The sequence below is a fragment of the Marinomonas sp. A3A genome (genome assembly GCF_018336955.1).
Classification (GTDB): domain Bacteria; phylum Pseudomonadota; class Gammaproteobacteria; order Pseudomonadales; family Marinomonadaceae; genus Marinomonas; species Marinomonas lutimaris.
In genome coordinates this window covers 3,884,734-3,907,510 of sequence record NZ_CP025532.1, presented here as the reverse complement: position 1 = coordinate 3,907,510, position 22,777 = coordinate 3,884,734, and the positions used below count along the sequence as shown (strand labels likewise).

Below are 22,777 nucleotides of genomic sequence, written 5' to 3'. Positions count from 1 at the left end.
GTATTCCTTTTTCGATATATTTTTGGCGCTTTATTTCATTCTTAAGATGACGTTCAATTTCAAAGTCTTGTGCTAGCATCAATATTAGTAAATATAGAAGCAAAAAACAGGTTTGTTTCTCATATATCGTTTTCGTTATGAAATGTAGACAGTCAGGGCGTAAGAATGAAAACAGCACTCGCAACCGTAACCATATCTGGCACGCTGAGAGAAAAATTCGAAGCGGCGGCAAAAGCTGGCTTCCAAGGTGTGGAAATCTTCGAGAATGACTTAACTCAGTTCGATGGTTCGCCAAAAGATGTGCGCCGTATGGCGCAAGATCTAGGCTTGGAAATTATTGCTTTGCAACCATTCCGCGATATGGAAGGCATGCCTGAGCCAATGCGCTCGCAAAAGGCAAAGATGTTGCAACACAAAATAGATGTTGCTCATGAGCTGGGTACGAATCGTTTGTTGTTTTGCAGTAACGTGCAGCCTTATTCTTCTGCGGATCGTGATGTTTGCGCGGCGGACTTATTTGCTCTGGCTGAAATAGCTAAAAAAGAAGGCATCATGCTGGGTTATGAAGCCCTAGCTTGGGGTTTCCATATTGCTGATTATCATGAAGCATGGGATTTAGTGAAGCGTGTTGATCATCCGAACTTGGGGATAATTTTAGATACCTTCCACATGTTTTCCCGTGGCAACACGCTAGATGTTCTGCGTGATGACATTCCTTTAAACAAGATTGCGCTGGTGCAAGTGGCTGATGCGCCAAGTCTACAGATGGACGTGTTGCAATACAGTCGACATTTCCGTTGTTTCCCTGGCCAAGGCGACATGCCAGTGGTCGAGTTTCTACAAGTTTTGAAAGACAAAGGGTTTGATGACTATTTGTCTCATGAAATTTTCAACGACGAATTCCGCTCTTCTTCTCCACTGGAAAAAGCCATTGATGGCATGCGTTCATTGATTTGGCTCGATGACCAAACAGTGAGTAAGCGTGAAGAAAAAACCACTCCGATTGTGGCGCCACAAGTGAGCGATGTTGAGTTTATTGAATTTGCGATTGAAGGTGAAAGCGGAGAAGCGCTGACCAATACCTTGGCTCAGCTGGGTTTCCATGAAACACACAAGCATCGTTCTAAAAACGTCAGTTTGATGCGCCAGGGCAATATTAACCTGATCCTTAATCGCGAGCCGAAAAGCCAAGCTCACGAGCATTTCCAAAAGCATGGAGTATCTGTTTGTGCTATGGCGTTTGCCTCTGAAAACGTCAAAGCGACCTTGTCTCTTGCAGAGCGCTATCGAGTTGAGCGTTTTGATAATCAGGCAGGCCCTGGCGAATTAAATATCCCAGCGCTTCGCGGTATTGGTGATAGCTTGGTGTACCTTGTTTCAGCAGATGCTGCAGTGCGTTTTTTCGAAGTGGATTTCAAACCGATTCAGGGCATTCAAGGCGAAACAGGCGTTGGCTTAACCCGCTTTGATCACATTGGCCAAACGGTTTCCAATACCGATTTTCTATCGGCGACTTTCTTTTATAAGTCCTTGTTTGGCTTCGATATCGATGCCAGTCAAGACTTGCCGGACATTCATGGGTTGGTCGTGAGTCGTACCGCGCTAAGTAAAGACAAGCGTGTACGTATTCCATTGAATATGACCAACGCTCGTGGCGCGTCGGCGCAGCGTTTTATTCAGAAATCAAAAGGTTCTGGTGTGCATCAAATTGCGTTTGCTTGTGATGATATTTTTGCTGCGGCAAAAAACATTGATAGCGAAAAACAGCTGCCAATCCCACAGAACTATTATCGTGATATTGAAGCGCGCTTTGGCTTGCCTGCAGAGATGATTAAAAAATTGCAGTCACACAACATCATGTATGACCAAAATGACGAAGGTGAATTCTTCCATTTTTATACAGAAGAAGTGCATGGCGTCTTTTTTGAAGTTGTACAACGAGTTGGTAATTACAGCCGTTATGGCGAAGCGAATGCATTTGTCCGTCTTGCCTCACAGGCGCGCCAAGAGAAAAAATAAATCATTGTCATTGCGGGGAATGATGTATTTTAGGCGTATCCTTTTGTGAGGAAACTATGCCGGAGGAAGGAAACTTCCTCCGGTTTTTTTTGCTTTAATAAAGTGAAAAAGACAGTTGCGTCTTTTTGTTATTTGGCGGTTACTTGGAACTGACCAACCAGCGAGTTGAGTTTTAATGCTGACAATCCAACGCGGGACGAGCGTCTTTGTAGTGCAGCAATCGAGCGTTGCATTTGTTCTGTCGCTGCACCCATTTCATGGGCAGTTTTTGCATTTTCTTTGTTGCTTTCATTGAGCAATAAAATAGTCTCAAACATGGTGTCGACTAAGGCATACAAGGCACTGTCGCCAGTGTTGGTTTGTTCGTTTGCCATGAGATTTTTATCGACATTTTCTGCGCCTTTTTCCATAAAACTCACCGCACTGCGTGTTTCTTCCTGAATACCTTCTAGCATGGATTGTATTTCTTCTGCAGCGGCGGCTGTTTTGGACGCTAGACTGCGTACTTCATCGGCCACCACGGAAAATCCACGTCCATGTTCGCCCGCTCTTGCGGCCTCAATAGCGGCGTTTAATGCCAATAAATTAGTTTGGTTGGTGATGTCCGAGATGGTGGTAATGATACCGGCAACTTCATTGGTTTTTTGATCTAGTGACTTTACTGATTCCGCCGTGGCACGTACTACATCGCGTATTTCTTGTGTGCCTTTTTTGGCGTCTAGCAAGCGAGATTGTGTTTCTGCTGCTACTTGATTCATCGCTTGCTTCAAATCATCCGCGGTTTTCGATGCGTTTTGCACTTCGTTTATTTGTTGTTGAAATACGTTAAGCATGCTTTCTACGGTGGACTCGAGATAATGTGAGGCTTGGCTAGCTTCTTCATTAGTACGAACCATAAAGTCATTAGACTTTTTAACGTTGGTGCTGGCAGAGATAACTTGTCCCATGGTGGTATCTAGGTTATCGATAAAGCTGTTCATCCAGCGTCCCATATCGCCGGTTTCGTCATTAGCGAGGTCGTCGTCAAGGCGTTGTTTAAGGTTGCCTTCACCTTCGGCGATGGTTTGAATCACTTCTGTCATTTGGCTCATGCTATTGCTTATTTTTTTGGTGCTGAGCCTATTAAACAGCAGCCCAGCAACGCCTAAGCTGGCGAAAGCCGCCACGCTGGTCAAGACGATGGATAAATTGGTGTAGGCTTGTAATGAGGTACTAACGACAAGAGGAACACTGGAGGCCATTAGGTAGCTTTTCATTAATTTTAGATTGATAGAGCGACGACGATAGACTTCTTCCAAATCGCTTTCACACATCATTCCCCATGTGTCTGGGCTGCCTTTTAACTGAAAGGTGACGCCTTTACCGATAACGGGAATGTGTCGATAGTCAGAATAGCCTGGGTAAGTTACAAAAAGATTCTGACCGTTTTTAATGGTTTCTCGTACCCCTGGATGCAATTCTTTTGTTGCTGGGTCAGTAAAGCGGATTTCAAATTCGGTATGCTGTTGAACTTTTACAGCTCCCCAATTTGTTGTGATTCCGCCTTTTAGATTCTCTCCATGGCTGAAGGTATTGTCTTCAAAACGTGAACGGGAAAGCGCTGTTCCGGGTAGTAGGGATTTGTCGAACTCAGATTTCACCATGAACAAATAGTTGTCGCCGGATTCTTTATAAATATGTCCGGCTTCGCGCTGAATCAGGTCGCCAACAACATCATTGGGAACACGAGCGCAAATGGCACCTACGCTGACACCGTTTTGTTTAATTGGCAGATAGAACATCAGGGTCACTGCATCATGGAATTTTGAGCTGGAAGCACCAATGCTTAGCGTGTTTTGGTCCACATAAGGTCCATGGAGGAACTGATGATTTAAGCCAGCTTCTACTGCTTTAGCTTGTAAGTCTATTTTATTAACGCGATCTTTGTATGTGGATTTGAGCACTTTGCCTTGAGTATCAATCACAAAATATTCGGATACATCAGGCACTATGTTTAGGCGTTCTTCTAGCGCTTCTTGTTCAATATATGGGAATGAGCCGGTGATGATTTCTAACAAAACATCCAACTGCGACCATTGATTATTTACCCAAGTATTGAGTAGTTTTACCCTTGTGTTGGCAATGCTTTCAAAGGTTTTTTCGATATTAGGATAGGTTTCTTTATTTAAGTAGCATGACCAAAAAAGAGAGAGTCGACCAGTATTGCCAAACCAAGGTAACCAACGACGTTCTTTTGCTGAAAGTAACATCTGATTGCTTTTCAAACTCATGTCTATATCGCTCCATTGCGTTAAGCACTACTTCGTTGCAGGCGCTTAGGGGAGCTTTAAAAAAGCAATTTTTTTGCCATTGTTTTCTCAATTTAAAACTTTAGTTTGATGTACTGCAAACTTATAAAGTGACATTATAATTCGACTGGATATAAAGAATAAAACAGTGTTTTATTTAATCTTGATATTTTAGGCTTGCACCGTATTGGTTTTTTTATGGTTTTTATTGCTCCAGATTGGTTCGTTTTGGCGATAAGAATCAACAATATGGCGCTTTCAGATGTAAATTGAAGGATTAGCCAAGAATCAATAATAAGTATTTTTGAATGGTGGAGCCTAAAAAAACCGGCTGTGTCATTGATTAAACGAGACAGCCGGTGTTTGTTTATTGCTAATAAAAAGCTATGCAGATGGGCGAAAAACTTTCCGTTTTAACCATTTCGTCCAAATAGGAGATTTAGTAAAGAGGATCAATACAATCACGCTGAACAATACGGTTGATAGTGGGCTATGGAGCATATTGATAAACAAATCGCTTACGCTGCCGCGCTCCGTCAGAATGGCACGACGCCAGTTTTCATCGGTTAGTGAACTCAGAATTACACCTAAGATTACAGGGCCAACCGGAAAACCATAGAGGCGCATAAAGTAGCCAAACACGCCAAAGGCTAACATCCACCAAATATCTGTAATGGCATTGTTAATTGCATAAGCGCCAACAATAGATAAAAGGAAAATCAGCGGAATCAAAATGCCTTTAGGGCATTCGACGATTTTCGAGAATAGTTTGATGCCAGTTAAGCCAAAGATCAGCACGAAAATATTGGCTAATGTTAGGTTGCCGACGGTAAACCAGAACATGTGAGGTTGTTCGACTAACAGCAAAGGACCTGGATTCAAACCATGTATAAACAAGGCGCCAATGAATACCGCGGTTACTGCGTCGCCAGGAATTCCCAAAGTTAACATTGGAATATAAGCACCACCGACTGCGGCGTTATTCGCCGATTCTGGTGCGATCAAGCCTTCTTTAGCGCCTTCTCCAAATGGAACTTTTGGATTTTTGGTAACGCGTTTAGCGTGGTCGTAAGCCATCAGAGCGGCAATATCACCGCCGGTTCCCGGCAGCGCTCCCACAATCACACCAATGAAAGAGGTTTGTAGACTAAGTGGCATGTACTTTTTAATGTCTGACCATTTCGGAATGATGCGAGATATCTTCTGCTTCACTACGGCTTTGTTCATATGGTGTAACTGATGCAAGGCTTCAGAGATACCAAACATACCAATCATCACCGCAACAGGGTTAATGCCATCCCAAAGCTCGACCACGCCAAACGTAAAGCGCTCCTCAGCTGTCATAGGGTCTAGACCAACGGTACCTATCAATAGTCCAAGAGCGCCCGCAAAAATACCTCGTGCCAAACTGCTACCAGACAAAGAGCCTACTAACATAATGCCGAGTATGCCCAACATCATGTAATCACGTGGTTGAAAGGTGATGGCAAACTCACTCACTGTCGGTGCCGCAATCGCCAAGACGATAATGCCGACAAAACCACCGACCACGGACATAACCGTAGACAAACCAATGGCTTCCCCAGCTAAGCCTTTTTTCGCCAACGGGTAACCGTCTAATGCCGTAGCAATCGCGGAAGGTGCGCCTGGGATATTGAGTAATATAGCGGTACGAGAACCACCATAAACTCCGCCCATATAGACGCCAACCATAAGACACAGTGCGTAATTCACGTCCCATGAGAACGTAAACGAGATCAAAATAGAAACGGCCATAGTGACCGATAAGCCGGGAATCGCGCCGACATAAATCCCTAAGAAAGTACCTAGCGCTGTTAAGCCTAGTAATTCTGGGGACAGCCAAGACATGGCGAAATAATTAAAAGCATCCATAAGATGACTATCTCCACAAAGATGTTATTGAGGATAGAATTTCGCGCTCAGGCATTATGCCTTCGGGAAGCACGACTTGAAAAACGAGGCGGAAAATAATGTACACAACAATCAGTGATAGCAATGTAATAGCGAGCGTCGTGAGTGGACTGCGTCGATATAAAAACTGGATGGAAATAAACAGAAAAACAAAGCTTGTCAGAACGAATCCTAGACTTTCTAAAACCACTGAATAGATGAGAATCAACGCCATAATAAACGCCACTACTGGCGGGAAGCAGTGATAAACGAAACGAACATCTTCTGCGGCTGGTGCTTTCAGCGTATTCAAAAACGTCACGCAGGATGCCAGTACCATGGCAGCGGAGGCGGCAAGTGGAAAAGCGCCAGGAGAGCTTAACGAGCTGAAGCCTGAAATTTTATAAGCTTGCCAAAACAGATAAACACTTCCTAAAACCAGCAGAAAACAAAAAATACGCTCGCCGGGTTTGCGAGTTGTTAATGAAGGAGATTGACTGGACATTGTAACTCCAGATAAAACAAAAGATGGGACGCGCTTACAGTGAGTAAGTCGCGTCTAGGATCAAAAAGGAGTGACTGCCTTATGGTTTACGGATGCCAAACTCTTCTGGTGAGAACTTACTAAAACCAGCGTCATGTACTAGCCAAGAAGACGTTGAACGGTAAGCTTCTAGGAAGTAATCAGCTTCTTTACCAGAAATATTCATGATGGTAAAACCGCGCTTTTGCATTAGGTCAACAAAGTCCTTGTTGTAAGCAGCTTTTTGGAAGGCCGCTTGTAGTTTTTCTACGGCTTCATCTGGTGTGCCTTTTTTTACGAACACGCCAAAGAAAGGTCCCCATGGTAAGTAAGATTTCATACCTGGTAATGCATCGGTAATAGGCGCAAGGTCAGGAAGTAGCTTATTTGACTCCACGTCGACAAGGCTGATGGCTTTCATTCGGCCCGCTTTAATTTGTTCGATGGTCGCGCCTAATACAGCAGGCATTACATCAATAGCACCACCTTGTAGTGCTGTTAACGCTGGACCATCACCATTGTACGGAATGCTGATGTAGTTTAGTTTGACTTGAGAATCCAGCATGGCAGTCACAATAGAGGTTAATCCGCCAGGGCCTGTAGAGCCGAATTTTACTTCGCCTGGATGAGCTTTTGTATACTCGATGAGTTCTTGCATGGTGTTAAATGGTGCGTCGTTGTTTGCCACAATAATTGGCGTTCCACGAGCCAATACATTTATTGCAATCATATCGCTGTAGTCGATATTGGAAAGCCCTAGGATTTTATACATCTGAGGATTTTCGGCGCCCATCAGAAGGGTGTAACCGTCGGCTTTTTTTGCATTGACATATTTAGTCGCAATAGCACCAACGCCGCCAGTTTTGTTGGTCAGGATGATATCGCCGCCAAGCTCTTTTTCAACGTGTGGGGCAATAGAGCGCATAACTGTATCAGTTGAGCCACCGGCTCCCCATTGGATAATGCCTTGAATGTCTTTGGTAGGATAATCAGCGAGAGTTAGACTGGAAGTAAGGGATAGTGCTGCTAGTAACGCAATTGTTGTTTTTTTCATTAGGGGCCTCTGTAGCGTCCATCTTGCGATGGTTTTGGCTTGGTTAGTGTTTTTTTTATTATCGTCTATAAATACCTGATTAATCCTTAAACAGATATTTTGCAACCGTTGTAACCTTAGCCGATGAGTGATTATTGATAAATACTATATGTATTCCATATTTTACTCATTTTATTGTCTTTTAGTTATAGATGACTAAGTTTAAATATGTAAATTACGGGAGATTCGGCCAGAAAAAAGTAAGATTGTAGGCTTCATCAATATCAATCCTTTGATATTGATGAAGAAGTAAACGATTTTGCTTAGGCTTGATTGGAAAAAGCGATGCGAGTGAGGTTTTCTGGCTGGTCGTTTTTCACCACAACATTGTCTTCAATACGGATGCCGCCATAAGGCATGAAGTGCTGAATACGTGCCATATCGCAACCGTGATTTGATACCTCTGCCTTCATCTTGTCGATCAGCATTGGAATAAAATATAAGCCAGGCTCTATGGTGATCACCATATTTTTCTCTAATGTTCTGGTGAGGCGCAAGAATGGAGCACTATCGTCTGGCTTGCTTAATGTACCCGCTTGATCAATTTGATGACCGCCCACATCGTGAACCTGCAAGCCAAGCAAGTGACCCAAACCATGGGGAAAGAAAACTTGTGGAATGCGCTTGGTTAACTGCTCCTCAACACTTAACGAGCAAATCTTATGCTCAAGAAGTAACGTCGCAATACCCACTAGTGTGTCTTGATGCAAATCTCGGAAGCTAACACCAGACATGGCGCTGCGGCAAAGCTTTTGCTCCATCGTATCGAGGTCATTGATCAAGGCGTTAAAGTCATCATCGTGGCGGGTAAAGGTACGCGTAATGTCACTGGCATAACCATGCTCGTTGGCACCTGCATCAATAAGCAGTGTACGAGAATTCGTCATTTGCTCTATGGATTTATGTTCATAATGCAGCACTGCAGCGTGCTCGTTTAAACCGACAATGCCTGGATAGGGTTCTTGAAAAGCGCTTTGCTGGCTGGCTTTTAAGAAGGCGAGATGAATTTCTAGTTCGCTCCCGCCTGCTAAGAAGGCTTCTTTTGCTGCGATATGACCGGCAGAGCCGCGCATGCTTGCTTGGCGCATGGCTTGAATTTCGAAATCAGTTTTTACCGCTTTGGCAAAATCTACATAGGCTTTTAAGCCTTCACAGGCCACAGCGAATGGCATCGATTGTGGGCCAAGCCAAGCGGTTTGTTTAGGTAAGTCTGCAAACCATTTATCTGCTTTTCGTGCGGTAACAATGTTCCAATCGTGTTGCCAATCGCCGCTCGGAACGGGGTTTGGAGCGTGCCAAAAATCATCACGAATAGGCCATATTAAGGTCGGCTTTTCGCCCGTTTTTAGTACAACATAGGTTTCTGCACCTAGAGTAAAAGGTAACCATTGCTGTGCGCCAGAATAGGCATGAAAAGGATGGGTGTGATCATCCTGGAAATAATAGCTTTTTTCCCCTGAGGCTAAAACAATGGCGTCTAGGCCAAAATGTGTCATGGCGTTTTCATATCGATTACTGAGAACGGCAAGATGTTCTTGATAGAGTGTCGTCATAGAAGGGCTCATGTTTATCTGCAAGTGTTAGCTAGAATGCAGGCTTGTATCCATTCAATCTGCATTTTGTATTCAGGGGGATATAAACCATTAGGATACGCTAAGTTTAGCGCGGATTGGCACTATTTTTTGGCTGTGATTCTATTGAAACCCAGTACTAACCCTTTGAATAAGATGAACGCACAAAGTACAGAAAAGAACGCCAACAATAAATCATTTTCTACATCAAACAAGGCTTTAAAAGCATAGAAAAATACAATCGTTAAAATAATGCGCAAAAGACTCTCGACCAATTGCATAACTTTGGGGGAGGTAACCATAGTGTTGTATTTCCTTATAAAGAAATGGGTTGAAAAAATATTTTCCCATAAAACAGCTAAGTCTATTATTTGATGGGTAAATATACTGATGTGACAAAGTCTTTTGAGTGGTTGGTTTGTAATGGCCCCACTTCAAAAACTTCCACACCATAGCGTCGTCGATGAGGTTTCAGATGGTGTAGCCTCATAAAACTGTATAAAACATGCCACCCCAAAGAAAGGTTTTGGTAACTTCCCATATAGCGTAGATGTAAATAACTACCTCGTAAGACAATACGCTCTGGGTAGAGTTCACACGGTACAAGGTTTTGAACGGGAATGCCTAATCGCCCAGAAAAATAATGGTGGGCGATGTCAGCTTTTTTGTACAAGGCGAAACATGGGCCTGCAGGTGGATTTTCTGGACCAAGCTCGGTAATTAAATCGTGGAAACCTTGATCCATTTTTTGTGACATTGGCTGGTTACTTACCACAAAAGGTCGAGTCACCGCATCCACATTATCCAGCCTGGTTCGTTCGAGCCACTCAAAGGCGGGAGCGTTGTATTCATGGCTTGATGCTTTGCTGTATTTGTTTAGGTAAGCCAATAATTTTAGTAGCGCGAGTTCTGTGTCTTTATCTGCGCGGAGGCCGTAGTTTCTTTGTTTCCAACGGCTGAAAAAAGGCAGTTTACCAGTAATCTGGATGGTGACTAAGGTGCGGTCTTTTTGTTTGGTTAGATCAATATTGAAATGCACATCGTTTGGATAAAAAGCTGGTGCTTCTAATAGTGTATGAAAGTAATGAGCGCTAGAGCGAGATGGCTCTAGAGTAATATAGCCATCTTTAATGAGTTTACCTTGCCAAACTAAGCAAGTAGGTAAAACTGAATGAATGCCTGAGTTTAAGTATTCATAGTCAACATAAGCTTTAGGTTCATAAATAAGCCAAGGTAACCAGGTTTTCCAGTTGGTAAGGTCGCTTAAATCTTCTGCTATCACCTCAATAGGTACACCGATGACTGCATTTTGCCGACTAAAAAAGCGACCATTAAATAAAAATAGATACGCTAACAATACTGTGGTGCAAAATGTAATCAGGAATACAATGACAATCATATTTTTGCCCTATCCGTCGAATGTTGATAATGCTCAGAGATACGCGTTTATCTGCTAAGTGCTGAAAATAGGCAATCAGAATCTTGCTTTTCACAGCATAGTGTTTAATGTCACCTTTTAGCAAGAGCATGTTTTTTGCACAAGAATGAAATCGGGCGCTGAATATTGGCAGGAGATCATAAAGATGAAATCAACATTAGTGTGGGATTGGCCTGTGCGCATTAGCCATTGGCTGATGGTGCTTTTGTTTACAGGTTTGATTGTGACAGGGAAATCAGACGGTGATTATATTCAGTACCATTTTTATATGGGCTATGGTTTGTCTGCGGTGATTATTGCTCGTGTTCTTTATGGTTTTTATGGCTCTTATTACGCGCGTTTTAGTCAATTTGTGAAAGGGCCAAAAGCCGCTTTTCGCTTTGCTATGTCGCTGCTGTCTGGTCGACCCAAAAAATATTTAGGTCATAACCCGATCGGTGCATTAATGGTGGTGGTTTTGTTACTCGCGCTTTCAGTACAGTGGGGTACAGGACTGTTTACCAGTGATGAAGTGTTTTGGTTCGGCCCATTTAATTCTTTAATTTCAGAAGATTTAGCTAGCCAATTAGCGTCGATTCATCACTTCTTACCTAACGTCCTACTTGGGCTGGTCGCTGTGCATGTGTTGGCTGTGTTATATCATGAGCTATGCCTCAAAGAGCGTCTAATTGAAGCTATGATTCTTGGTCGAAAAAAGCATCACACAGCGACATCTATTGAAGCGGCTCCTGTTGAGGTGAAGACGCCCCGCTGGGGCGTGATCTTTTCTTTATTGATGGGGCTTTCGTGGTTAGCTGCACTCTGGCTGGCACCTATTTAGTAGTGTATAGACAAGTTTATTGTTTGTTCTTGCCGACTCACGATATAATTTCCCCTTAAATTCATGAACATATGGAATCTCTAGTGTCTGACGTAACCGCTCCCAATTTAGCTAACTTGTTCGATGATTTACCAGATGCACCACAGCCTATTTATGCCAAACTAAAACAGGCTATCTCGTTAAAAATTTCATCGGGTGAGTGGCAAACGAATCAACGTATACCTTCGGAGGCGGAAGTCGTTAAGGCATTGGGTGTGAGTCGTATGACGGTGAATCGTGCATTACGTGAATTAACGGCAGAAGGCTACCTTGTTCGTCACCAAGGCTTAGGTACGTTTGTTGCGGAGAAAAAAGCTCATTCAGCGTTATTTGAAGTTCATAACATAGCGGAAGAGGTTGCTGCTCGTGGCCATAAACATCGTTCTGAATTATTAGTACTGGAATCTGCCAAAGCCTCCATGGAAGAGGCAATGACGCTCGGCGTTCGTACAAATCATGGCATTTTTCGCTCTGTGGTTTTGCACTTCGAAAACGATTTACCTATTCAAATAGAAGAACGAATTGTTAATGCAACGTTAGCACCAGATTACGATAAACAAGATTTTGCCAGACACACGCCTTATGAATACCTGATGAGCGTAGCACCGATGACGGAAGGCGAGCATTTAGTGGAAGCTGTCTTGCCTAATGCTGTCGAATGCGAACGCCTACAAATTCAAGCATCAGAACCTTGTTTACAAATCAAACGTCGTACTTGGGCGGGCGATGATATCGTCACGGCTGCTCGCCTATTACACCCTGGTTCGCGTTTTCAACTATTCGGACATTTTGGTCGTTAGTTTTTTTGTTTTATTTTGGTGCGTCGAAGCCCTTTTTAGTGCATAGAAAGGGCTTTTTTATGTGCTGTACGACCTATCTTTTCTTATTTTCCTTTATTTCTCTCGCGATTAGTTTGAAAAAAAATGTTGGCATATGGCTTGCTTGTATATACATGTTACTACCAGTTGTTGTATAAAATATTATTGATGCAATTAATTCCATTAGGTGTGGGTTAGCTGAGGCGCATCGATAACTTGTGGCCAAATTAAAAAAACGAACATGAGGAACGATCACATGAAAGTAATGAGCAAAGTAAAATGTGTTGCTGTGGGCCTTGCTTTAACTGCTGGCGCAAATGCCAGTTTTGCCAGTGATTGGTGCGATTCAGGTAAAGCGGTGAAATTTGCAGGACTGAATTGGGAAAGTGGCATGCTGCTAACTGAGATCATGCAAACACTTTTAAAAGAAGGTTATGGCTGTAAAGTAGATAGCTTACCTGGTAACTCTATCTCAATGGAAAATGCTCTTAGCACCAATGATATTCAAGTGTTTGCGGAAGAGTGGGTAGGCCGAAGTGAAGTGTGGAATAAAGCGGCTGAAGCGGGCAAAGTCGTAGGTGTTGGAGCGCCAGTAGTCGGCGCGGTAGAAGGTTGGTACGTACCACGTTTTGTGGTTGAAGGGGATGCTTCTCGTGGTATTAAAGCCAGCGCTCCTAATTTAAAAAATATTGCCGATCTCGCTCAGTACTCTGCTATTTTTCGAGATCAAGAAGAGCCCTCTAAAGGTCGCTTCTATAACTGTCCTGCTGGCTGGACATGTGAAACAGAAAACACAGAAATGCTAAAAGATTATGGTTTAGAAAACAGCTATACGAATTTCCGATCCGGCACGGGCCCTGCCTTAGATGCAGCAGTACTGTCTAGCTATAAACGTAAAGAACCTATTTTATTCTATTACTGGTCACCAACCGCGCTTTTAGGTCGTGTTGATGTAATCAAATTAGAGGAAAAACCGGGCGTAGACAAAAGCGTTACTATTCAAGTTGGACTATCTAAAACCTTTCACGATGAAGCGCCTGAGCTTGTGAATGTGCTTTCGAAAGTAAATATCCCTATTGATCTGTTAAATACCTATTTAGCGCGTATGAGCGTAGAGCATATTGATGCGCCTGAACTTGCCAAAACTTTCTTAAAAGAAAAGCCTGAGATTTGGACGACGTGGGTGAGTGCTAACGCGGCGAAAAACATTCAAAGCGGTCTTTAATCATGACGCCTTCTCTTAAAGGAAATGCAGAGAAGGCGCATTTTTCGAATAAAAATTAGGTACTGATATGTTTCCACAGCAGTTTACTTTTACAACCGCTAATTGGATCAACGCTTGGGTTGATGATCTTGTAACCAATTACGGTGATGTCTTTCGACATATTTCTGATGTCCTTTTAATTTCCATCGTGAATCTTGAAAAGTTTCTCCGCTTTGTACCCTGGTGGATGATGCTTATATTTGTGGCGGTCATTGCTTTTCATGCGACTAGAAAAATTTTGCCAACGGTGATTCTTACAGGCTTGCTCTTTTTTGTCGGAGCGGTTGGCTTGTGGGATAAACTCATGCAAACCTTGGCGCTGATGCTAATTTCCACCTTTATTTCGGTATTGATTGGTATACCGATGGGAATACTTTCTGCGCGCAGTGATAGGTTGCGAAAAGTACTTATGCCGATGCTGGATATCATGCAAACCATGCCTAGCTTTGTGTATTTGATTCCTGTGCTTATGTTGTTTGGCTTAGGGAAAGTGCCTGCTATTTTTGCGACAGTTATTTATGCTGTGCCACCTCTTATACGGTTAACAGATCTGGGTATTCGCCAAGTGGATAAAGAAGTTATTGAAGCTGTGCATTCTTTTGGTGTGACACGTTCTCAGCTGCTCTTTGGTGTGCAGTTGCCTTTGTCCTTGCCTAGCATTATGGCGGGTATTAACCAGACGACCATGATGGCTCTTTCTATGGTTGTGATTGCTTCTATGATTGGTGCTCGAGGATTGGGTGAGGACGTTCTTATTGGTATTCAGACATTGAACGTTGGGCGTGGGCTCGAAGCTGGATTGGCCATTGTTATTTTAGCTGTGGTGTTTGACCGAATCACACAAGCCTATGGCAAGCCAAAATACGGAGCATAAGTATGACCTCTTCAAAGCAAAAAATAGTAATCGAAAACGTATTTAAGGTATTTGGCGACAATGTTCCCGCTGCAATAAAACTGATCGAAAGCGCTGAATCAAAAAGTGATATTTTGGCCAAAACCGGTTGTGTGGTTGGCGTAAATGACATTTCAATGAGCATCGACTCTGGCGAGATTTTTGTCATCATGGGGTTGTCTGGTTCAGGAAAGTCGACCTTAGTACGCCACTTTAATCGTCTTATTGACCCGACAAGTGGTCATATTTACGTAGACGGTGAAGACATCCTGCAATACAACTCAAATCAACTACGTCAGTTCCGCCGTAATAAAATCAGTATGGTGTTTCAAAGCTTTGGTTTATTGCCTCACAAAACCGTATTGGACAATGTTGGTTACGGTTTAAAAGTACGCGGTGAAACCAAAGCGTACCAAGAAGAAAAAGCCAATTATTGGATAGACACGGTTGGCCTGAAAGGTTATGAATCTCGTTATCCTGCACAATTATCTGGCGGGATGCGTCAGCGTGTAGGCTTGGCGCGTGCGTTAGCTGCGGATACCGATATTATTTTGATGGATGAGGCGTTTAGTGCCTTAGATCCGCTTATTCGTACTGAAATGCAGGATCAGCTTTTAACATTGCAAAGTACGCTTCACAAGACCATCGTATTTATTACCCATGATTTGGATGAAGCGCTACGCATTGGTAACCGCATCGCCATCATGAAAGACGGACAGCTTATTCAAGTTGGTACTCCCCATGATATTTTGAATAATCCAGCGGACGAATACGTAGACCGCTTTGTTCAGCGTCGCGCTGCGACAGTGTGAGAAATGAGTTAAATCATGAACAATAAAGAAACTGTGATCATTACTGAGCAAGCTATTTACTGGCAGGACGTTGTGCAAGTAGCACGTTATGGCGCCTTGCTAGAGTTATCGGACTCTATTTGGGAGAAAATTGATAATGCCCAGCTTATTGTTCAATGCATTGTTAAAAGTGGCAAAAATGCTTATGGCATTAACACAGGTTTAGGGTCGCTTTGTAGTGTGAGTTTGACGGCAGAGCAACTGAGTAAGTTGTCTCGTAACACCTTGCTCAGCCATGCTTGTGGCGTTGGGCCAATCTTACCCGATGAGCAGTGCCGCGCCATTATGTGCGCGGCGGTGGTGAATTACAGTAAGGGAAAATCTGGTATTCACCGCAATCTGGTTCAAGGCTTATTGGATTTCTTGAATCGTGGAATAACACCTCAGGTGCCTAGCCAGGGATCAGTCGGTTATTTAACGCATATGGCGCATATTGGTGTTTGCTTATTAGGTATCGGAACCGTTTCTTATCAAGGCAAGGTAGTACCAACCACCGATGCTTTTTTGGCGGAAGGGTTGGAGCCAATTAGATTGGGTGCAAAAGACGGTTTAAGTCTAGTGAACGGCACGCCATGTATGACAGGGTTATCTTGTCTTGCGATAGATGACGCATGGCGCTTAACCAAATGGGCAGATGTTATTAGTGCGTTAAGTTTTGAGGCATTAGAAGGCCAGCAAGATGCACTCGACCCAGAAGTCTTATCGTTAAAGCCTTATGAAGGTGTACAAACGGTTGGACGTAATTTACGAGGTCTGCTCAAAGGTAGTGAAAATCTAACGAGTCATCACGGCATTCGCACTCAGGATGCCTTAAGTGTTCGCTCTATTCCTCAAGTGCATGGCGCGGTAAGAGATCAACTTAAGCATGTTGCTATGCAAGTAAATACGGAGCTTAGTTCGGCTACTGACAATCCGTTGGTGCTTGGCACGCCGGAAAATTATCGTGTGGTCTCGCAAGCCAATCCTCACGGTGAGAGTGTGGCCATTGCGGCGGATTTGATGGCCATCAGCATTGCTGAGTTAGGAGGCATTTCTGAACGCCGCTTGGATCGACTGGTGAATCCATTGGTCAGCGGTTTACCTGCCTACTTGGTGTCTGAACCAGGTGTGAACTCTGGCATGATGATTGTTCAATATGTGGCTGCTTCTTTGTGTGCCGAGAACAAACGCTTTGCGGTACCTGCAGTGACAGATAATTATGTGACTTCTGCCTTGCAGGAAGATCATTTGAGTATGGGCACCATGGCTGCGCTTAAGTTATTAACCGTACTGGAAAACACTAACAAAATCTTAGCGATCGAGTACCTTTGTGCCGCCCAAGCCTGTGAGTTTATTGAACCTGGCAGCATGGGAGAGGGAACTTTTAAAGCGTGGGAGCTGATTCGTGAAAGTATTCCTTCTTATGATGAAGATCGCTGGTTAGCACCAGAAATCGAAAAAAGTAGTCTGTTGGTTCGCAGTAACGCGTTGCTAGCAACGCATTTTGCGGATGTTCAGTAATATTCAATAGTAAGAAAGTCGCTCTAAAAAAAGACCCTTTCAACTTAGATTGGTTGAAAGGGTCAAGGGAGTACTTTTTTAAAGTGTATGCTTGTCCGAGTGAAGCGTTAAATCGCGGTCACTTTTATCAATATGCCGTTTCCTTGAGCCAATGTCGCATTGGTTTCTTCTGAAAAAATTACCATGCTGTGTGCTTTGATTAGCAAAGGAGTTGCGCTCTCTATATCCATCACAGTGTCCTCAGCAGCATAAAAACCACTGAACAAGGTGTCACTAGTTGAGATCGAGGTATCGTTATTTGAAAGTAATACCGAGCAAGGTGCTGAGTATGCTTCTACTTTTGCTTGAGTGTCGGTGTCTCGCACCATGATATTCAGGTCTTCAATTTTGCCACTTTTCAGTGTGGCATAAGTTTCATCACCACCTGAGAAGCGCGCTATGTCTAGTAGCTTGTTTAAAATATGACTGCTTTTGCTGCTGCTATCTGTGTGTTCGAGTGTCATGCCTTCACCAGATAACAACACCAAGGTGCGATGCAATCCGCTGAAATCGGAAAACATGCCGTTTTCCACAACCGAAGCCTGGCTGATACGAAAACGTAGGCCTATTTCATCTTCATGACGTTGAATCTCTAGGGTTTCGCCAAGGCCGTTTTTCCATGGCATTCGCAAGTATTGTGATTGCTCGATAATAATGAAATTAGGCATGGTACATGGCCTTTTTAATGACTTGAGTAAAGGCCAGACGGCTGCTGTCTTCATGCTGGTGGTGGAAGTCTTTTATAGTGTGTTTGCCAGCGACAAAAACGTCTTTCACAAGGTTTTCATTAGTGGCGAATAGCCAGCGATTGAGTAGGTCTTTTGCTTCACTTGCGGCGATAAAAGGATGAGATTCGTCGAGCACTATAAAGTCTGCTCGGTTACCTTGAATTAACCCTAATGACACATCGCAGGCTTGATTGCCACCCAACAAAGCTTGCTGATAAAGGTTGTCACCAATACTGGTTTGGTCGGCACGATATAAACGATTGCGTTGTTGGTCGCGTAGGCGCTGCCCGTATTCGTAAGTTCGTAATTCTTCGACAATCGACAAGCTCACATGGCTGTCTGAGCCAATACCCCAACGGCCTCCGTCTTGTTCGAACGCTACACCTGGGAAAATGCCATCGCCTAAATTTGCTTCTGTCGTCGGGCAAAGCCCTGCTACCGCTTGGTTGCTGGCGATGGCTTGGCGTTCTGTATCGGTTAGATGAGTGGCGTGAACTAAGCACCAGCGACCATTTAGGCCGACTTCATTATGTAGCCATTCCACTGGACGTTGCCCGCTGAAAGCTAAGCTGTCTTGCACTTCTTTTTGTTGCTCGGCGATATGAATGTGTATCGGAACGTCTTGTTTTAACGCAGAAAGTACAGTTTCAATTTGTGGTTTGGTCACAGCGCGCAGCGAGTGAAAACAGATCCCCAATTTATGGCGAGGATGATTTGCTAATGCTTTATCGCAGGCTTGATGTAACGCCAAATAAGAATCTGTGCTGTTGATGAAGCGCGCTTGTCCGGCGTTCGGTGCTTGTCCTCCAAAACCAGAGTGAGAATACAGCACAGGTAGCAACGTTAAGCCTAGCCCAGACTCGTCTGCTGCAGCGATGATCTGATTCGACATTTCTCCGAGCTGGCCATAATGCTTTCCGCCAACATCGTGGTGTAGATAGTGGAATTCCCCGACTTGTGTATAACCGGCTTTTAGCATGTCGATATAAAGCTGTTTGGCAATGATATGAGCATCATCTGGCGTAAGTTTTTGCACGATCTTGTACATCAAATCGCGCCAACTCCAAAAACTATCATTCGGATTTAAGCTGACTTCTGCGGCTCCCGCCATTACTCGCTGAAAGGCATGAGAATGCACGTTGGCAAGTGTTGGTAAGACGGGGCCAGATAAAACATGGCAGTCTGTTGTTGGCACGCTGTCTGCTGAAAAAGAGTGAAATTGACCATTTTGAACAGAAAAAAGCACATCTTTCGCCCAGCCAGAAGAGAGCAAAGCGCGTTGCGCAAAATAGTATTGAGTGCTATCGCAATGAGTGGGGTTATGGCTAGTCACAAGTCCTGTCCTAATGAATATTGATGCTTTGAGTGTAATGGAAAATATAATGTATATACAAGTGTGTTTTTTATGAGTTTCTTTTTCATCCGGTGATTCACTTATGTCGTGCTTGATTGTTAAGGTTTTTTTGCTTTTTAGTGTGTGTCACTTGTCCTTTTTAATTTGAATTCGTTGGATTTATTTTCAAAAATGGCTTGCATCTAGAAAAATTAGATTTTATCTTTAGATGAATTGTATATACATGTTCGTTAAATCTTCCTTTTAATCAGAATCAAAAGACATTCTTTGATAGGTGAAAAAATGACTAAGCAAACACTCGCTCAAAAACGTTACCGCGCAGGTGTCGTAAAAGCAGCAACTGGAACAACATTGACAGCTAAATCTTGGTTCACTGAAGCGCCAATGCGTATGTTGATGAACAACCTGGATCCTGATGTAGCGGAAAACCCAGAAGAATTGGTGGTTTACGGTGGTATTGGTCGTGCGGCGCGTGATTGGGAATGTTATGACAAGATTGTTGAATCCCTAAAAGAGCTAGAAGAAGACGAAACCTTGTTGGTGCAATCAGGTAAGCCAGTGGGTGTATTCAAAACCCATAGCAACGCACCTCGTGTATTAATCGCTAACTCAAACCTAGTGCCACATTGGGCCAACTGGGAACATTTTAACGAGCTAGACGCGAAAGGCTTGGCGATGTACGGCCAAATGACAGCGGGCTCTTGGATTTACATCGGTAGCCAAGGCATTGTACAAGGCACTTACGAAACCTTTGTTGAAGCAGGTCGTCAGCATTACGATGGTAAATTGGCTGGTCGCTGGGTATTAACGGCGGGTCTTGGTGGCATGGGTGGTGCTCAGCCACTAGCAGCAACCTTGGCTGGCGCGTGTTCATTGAATATTGAATGTCAGCAAAGCCGTATAGATTTCCGTCTACGTACTCGCTATGTGGATGAGCAAGCGACTGATTTAGACGATGCCATGGCGCGCATTAAAAAATACACAGCGGAAGGCAAGGCGGTGTCTATCGCGCTTTGCGGTAACGCTGCAGAAATTCTACCTGAAATGGTAAAACGTGGTATTCGCCCAGATATGGTGACAGACCAAACATCGGCTCACGATCCATTAAACGGCTACTTACCACTAGGTATGAGCTGGGAAGAGTACCGCGAGAAAGCACAAACTCAGCCAAAAGAAATCGTAACTGCTGCGAAAAAATCCATGGTGAAACATGTTCAAGCCATGTTGGATTTCCAAAAAATGGGTGTGCCAACGTTTGATTATGGTAACAACATTCGTCAAATGGCGATGGAAGAAGGTGTCGAAAACGCCTTTGATTTCCCAGGTTTCGTACCTGCTTATATTCGTCCGTTGTTCTGCCGTGGTATTGGGCCTTTCCGTTGGGCGGCTTTGTCTGGTGATCCAGAAGATATTTATAAAACCGATGCCAAAGTAAAAGAGTTGATTCCTGATGATGAGCATTTACACCGTTGGTTAGACATGGCTCGTGAGCGTATTCAATTCCAAGGTTTGCCAGCGCGTATTTGTTGGGTCGGTCTTGGCCAACGTGCCAAACTTGGCTTAGCTTTTAATGAAATGGTGCGTAGCGGTGAATTGTCTGCGCCAATCGTTATCGGTCGTGACCATCTTGACTCTGGTTCTGTATCTAGCCCGAACCGCGAAACGGAAGGCATGAAAGATGGCTCAGATGCCGTATCAGATTGGCCTCTATTGAATGCCTTGTTGAACACAGCATCTGGTGCGACTTGGGTATCTTTACACCACGGCGGTGGCGTAGGTATGGGCTTCTCTCAGCATTCCGGCATGGTAATTGTGTGTGACGGTAGTGACGATGCGGCAGCGCGTATTGCTCGTGTTCTTCATAACGATCCAGCGACTGGTGTGATGCGTCATGCGGACGCAGGTTATGATATTGCTATCGATTGCGCGAAAGAGCAGGGGTTAAATTTACCTATGATCACTGGTGCTCAAGCGAAATAATCCGCTGTTGATGGAAAATTTGTAGGCCGGATGAGGGAGGAACGACCGTTATCCGGCGTTTTGATTTGAGAATAAAAAGATTAAGGAACACTATGTTTGAATTAACCATAAAACCAGGTCAATTGACTCTAAACGAATTGCGTCAAATTAGCCGTCGTCACGTTAAGCTGACGCTAGACGAAAGCGCTTTCCCCGCGATTCACGCCAGTACACAAGTTGTTAATGATGTAATTGCAGAAAATCGCACTGTGTATGGTATTAACACTGGCTTTGGTTTGTTGGCGAATACGCGTATTGCACCAGAAGATTTGGATGAGTTACAGCGCAGCATTGTGTTGTCTCATGCGGCGGGTATTGGTGCTTTGATGGAAGACAAAACCGTCAAACTGATTATGGCGCTGAAAGTAAACAGCCTTGCCCGTGGATTCTCTGGTATTCGCCTTGAAGTGATTCAAGCTTTGCTGACCTTGATTAACAAAGAAGTGTATCCATGTATTCCGAAAAAAGGCTCTGTAGGCGCATCGGGTGATTTAGCACCATTGGCTCACATGAGTACTGTGTTATTAGGTGAAGGTAAAGCCCGTTATCGTGGCGAAGTGATTTCTGGTCAAGCGGCCTTGTCTATCGCTGGATTAGAGCCAATTGCTCTTGCGCCAAAAGAAGGTCTAGCGCTATTGAACGGTACTCAAGCCTCTACAGCGTTTGCATTAGAGGGACTGTTTGAAGCAGAAGATCTATTTGCTTCCGCGATTGTCTGTGGTTCTTTGTCTGTGGAAGCTGCGCTTGGTAGCCGTAGTCCATTTGACGCGCGAATCCATGAAGTACGCGGTCATCAAACGCAAATCGATGCAGCGGCAGCGTATCGTCATCTATTAGGCGAAACATCAGAGTTGGGCGATTCTCACCAAGGCTGTGAGAAAGTCCAAGATCCGTATTCTCTGCGTTGTCAGCCGCAAGTGATGGGCGCATGCCTAGAGCAAATTCGCAGCACCGCAAAAGTCTTGTGTGTTGAAGCCAATTCCGTATCCGATAACCCATTAGTATTCGCCGCGGAAGGCGACATCATTTCTGGTGGTAATTTCCACGCAGAACCTGTCGCTATGGCAGCGGATAACCTTGCTTTGGCGATTGCTGAAATTGGTAGTTTGTCTGAGCGTCGTATGGCTTTGCTGATCGACAGTAACCTAAGTAAATTACCGCCATTCTTGGTGGACAACGGCGGTGTAAACTCTGGTTTCATGATTGCGCAAGTAACGGCGGCGGCATTGGCGAGCGAAAACAAAAGCTACGCGCACCCAGCGTCAGTAGACAGTTTGCCAACATCAGCGAACCAAGAAGACCACGTTTCTATGGCGACCTTCGCTGCGCGCCGTTTGAAAGATATGGCGGAAAATACACGCGGTATTTTGGCGGTTGAGATTTTGTCTGCGGTACAAGGCTTGGACTTCCGCGCACCATTGAAATCCAGCAAACGTCTAGAAAACGCTCGTGCGACATTGCGCGCTCGTGTGCCTTTCTACGATAAAGATCGTTATTTCGCGCCAGATATCGAAAAGGCCAATGAATTGCTATTAGAAGCGGTGCATAACGAGACGATGCCAGAAGGGCTATTGCCTAGTATTAAATAGCCAAGTTTAGTGGTTTAAGAA

18 protein-coding genes are annotated in these 22,777 nt (G+C 44.1%); 9 read left to right on the top strand and 9 right to left on the bottom strand.

All coding sequences use genetic code 11. From position 1 onward, the window contains the following. Positions 1–165: 165 nt before the first annotated feature. Positions 166–2,019 carry a bifunctional sugar phosphate isomerase/epimerase/4-hydroxyphenylpyruvate dioxygenase family protein gene (locus tag CYL31_RS18365; protein WP_212916582.1) on the top strand — a complete coding sequence of 618 codons (1,854 nt, stop codon included), beginning with the start codon at positions 166–168 and terminating at the stop codon, positions 2,017–2,019. A 128-nt stretch (positions 2,020–2,147) separates the two neighbouring features. On the opposite strand, the gene CYL31_RS18360 is transcribed toward CYL31_RS18365, so the two are convergent. From CYL31_RS18360 to CYL31_RS18330, 7 genes are all read right to left on the bottom strand, one after another. Continuing rightward, positions 2,148–4,289 (bottom strand): methyl-accepting chemotaxis protein, encoded by a 2,142-nt coding sequence (locus CYL31_RS18360; RefSeq protein WP_212916581.1) that lies wholly within the window; start codon positions 4,287–4,289, stop codon positions 2,148–2,150. A gap of 402 nt (positions 4,290–4,691) precedes the next feature. Continuing rightward, positions 4,692–6,200 (bottom strand): tripartite tricarboxylate transporter permease, encoded by a 1,509-nt coding sequence (locus CYL31_RS18355; RefSeq protein ID WP_212916580.1) that lies wholly within the window; start codon positions 6,198–6,200, stop codon positions 4,692–4,694. A 7-nt stretch (positions 6,201–6,207) separates the two neighbouring features. Next, entirely contained in the window at positions 6,208–6,723 is a 516-nt protein-coding gene (locus tag CYL31_RS18350; RefSeq protein WP_212916579.1) for a tripartite tricarboxylate transporter TctB family protein, read from the bottom strand. 79 nt (positions 6,724–6,802) lie between these two features. Then, complete coding sequence (locus tag CYL31_RS18345) at positions 6,803–7,795, bottom strand: tripartite tricarboxylate transporter substrate binding protein (protein ID WP_212916578.1); 993 nt, start codon at positions 7,793–7,795, stop codon at positions 6,803–6,805. A gap of 302 nt (positions 7,796–8,097) precedes the next feature. After that, positions 8,098–9,399, bottom strand: a complete 1,302-nt coding sequence (gene pepQ, locus CYL31_RS18340) for a Xaa-Pro dipeptidase (RefSeq protein WP_212916577.1) — start codon at positions 9,397–9,399, stop codon at positions 8,098–8,100. Positions 9,400–9,509: 110 nt separating this feature from the next. Then, complete coding sequence (locus CYL31_RS18335) at positions 9,510–9,707, bottom strand: hypothetical protein (protein ID WP_212916576.1); 198 nt, start codon at positions 9,705–9,707, stop codon at positions 9,510–9,512. 65 nt (positions 9,708–9,772) lie between these two features. Then, positions 9,773–10,804 carry an SRPBCC family protein gene (locus tag CYL31_RS18330; RefSeq protein WP_212916575.1) on the bottom strand — a complete coding sequence of 344 codons (1,032 nt, stop codon included), beginning with the start codon at positions 10,802–10,804 and terminating at the stop codon, positions 9,773–9,775. A 184-nt stretch (positions 10,805–10,988) separates the two neighbouring features. Between CYL31_RS18330 and CYL31_RS18325 the strand changes: the two genes are divergently transcribed. The 6 genes from CYL31_RS18325 (at position 10,989) to CYL31_RS18300 (ending at position 17,027) form a co-directional block, all read left to right on the top strand. Continuing rightward, the gene (locus tag CYL31_RS18325) at positions 10,989–11,663 is read left to right on the top strand and encodes a cytochrome b/b6 domain-containing protein (RefSeq protein WP_212916574.1); all 675 of its coding nucleotides are present in this window, start codon (positions 10,989–10,991) and stop codon (positions 11,661–11,663) included. A gap of 83 nt (positions 11,664–11,746) precedes the next feature. Further along, positions 11,747–12,502 carry a histidine utilization transcriptional repressor HutC gene (gene hutC, locus CYL31_RS18320; RefSeq protein ID WP_249411627.1) on the top strand — a complete coding sequence of 252 codons (756 nt, stop codon included), beginning with the start codon at positions 11,747–11,749 and terminating at the stop codon, positions 12,500–12,502. A gap of 274 nt (positions 12,503–12,776) precedes the next feature. Beyond that, entirely contained in the window at positions 12,777–13,745 is a 969-nt protein-coding gene (locus CYL31_RS18315; RefSeq protein WP_212916572.1) for a glycine betaine ABC transporter substrate-binding protein, read from the top strand. A gap of 67 nt (positions 13,746–13,812) precedes the next feature. After that, positions 13,813–14,658, top strand: a complete 846-nt coding sequence (locus CYL31_RS18310) for an ABC transporter permease (protein WP_212916571.1) — start codon at positions 13,813–13,815, stop codon at positions 14,656–14,658. A 2-nt stretch (positions 14,659–14,660) separates the two neighbouring features. Continuing rightward, positions 14,661–15,488: a quaternary amine ABC transporter ATP-binding protein gene (locus tag CYL31_RS18305; protein ID WP_212916570.1), complete on the top strand. Its 828-nt coding sequence runs from the start codon at positions 14,661–14,663 to the stop codon at positions 15,486–15,488. Positions 15,489–15,503: 15 nt separating this feature from the next. Beyond that, a complete protein-coding gene (locus CYL31_RS18300; RefSeq protein ID WP_212916569.1) occupies positions 15,504–17,027 on the top strand; it encodes an HAL/PAL/TAL family ammonia-lyase in 1,524 nt (507 codons plus the stop codon). A gap of 107 nt (positions 17,028–17,134) precedes the next feature. On the opposite strand, the gene CYL31_RS18295 is transcribed toward CYL31_RS18300, so the two are convergent. Then, positions 17,135–17,734, bottom strand: a complete 600-nt coding sequence (locus CYL31_RS18295) for a HutD/Ves family protein (RefSeq protein ID WP_212916568.1) — start codon at positions 17,732–17,734, stop codon at positions 17,135–17,137. Further along, positions 17,727–19,127 (bottom strand): formimidoylglutamate deiminase, encoded by a 1,401-nt coding sequence (locus CYL31_RS18290; RefSeq protein WP_212916567.1) that lies wholly within the window; start codon positions 19,125–19,127, stop codon positions 17,727–17,729. Before CYL31_RS18290 ends, CYL31_RS18295 begins: the two co-directional genes overlap by 8 nt. A gap of 303 nt (positions 19,128–19,430) precedes the next feature. On the opposite strand from CYL31_RS18290, the gene hutU reads away from it, so the two are divergent. Next, positions 19,431–21,128 (top strand): urocanate hydratase, encoded by a 1,698-nt coding sequence (hutU, locus tag CYL31_RS18285; protein WP_212916566.1) that lies wholly within the window; start codon positions 19,431–19,433, stop codon positions 21,126–21,128. A 92-nt stretch (positions 21,129–21,220) separates the two neighbouring features. Next, the gene (gene hutH, locus CYL31_RS18280; RefSeq protein WP_212916565.1) at positions 21,221–22,756 is read left to right on the top strand and encodes a histidine ammonia-lyase; all 1,536 of its coding nucleotides are present in this window, start codon (positions 21,221–21,223) and stop codon (positions 22,754–22,756) included. Positions 22,757–22,777 lie beyond the last annotated feature (21 nt).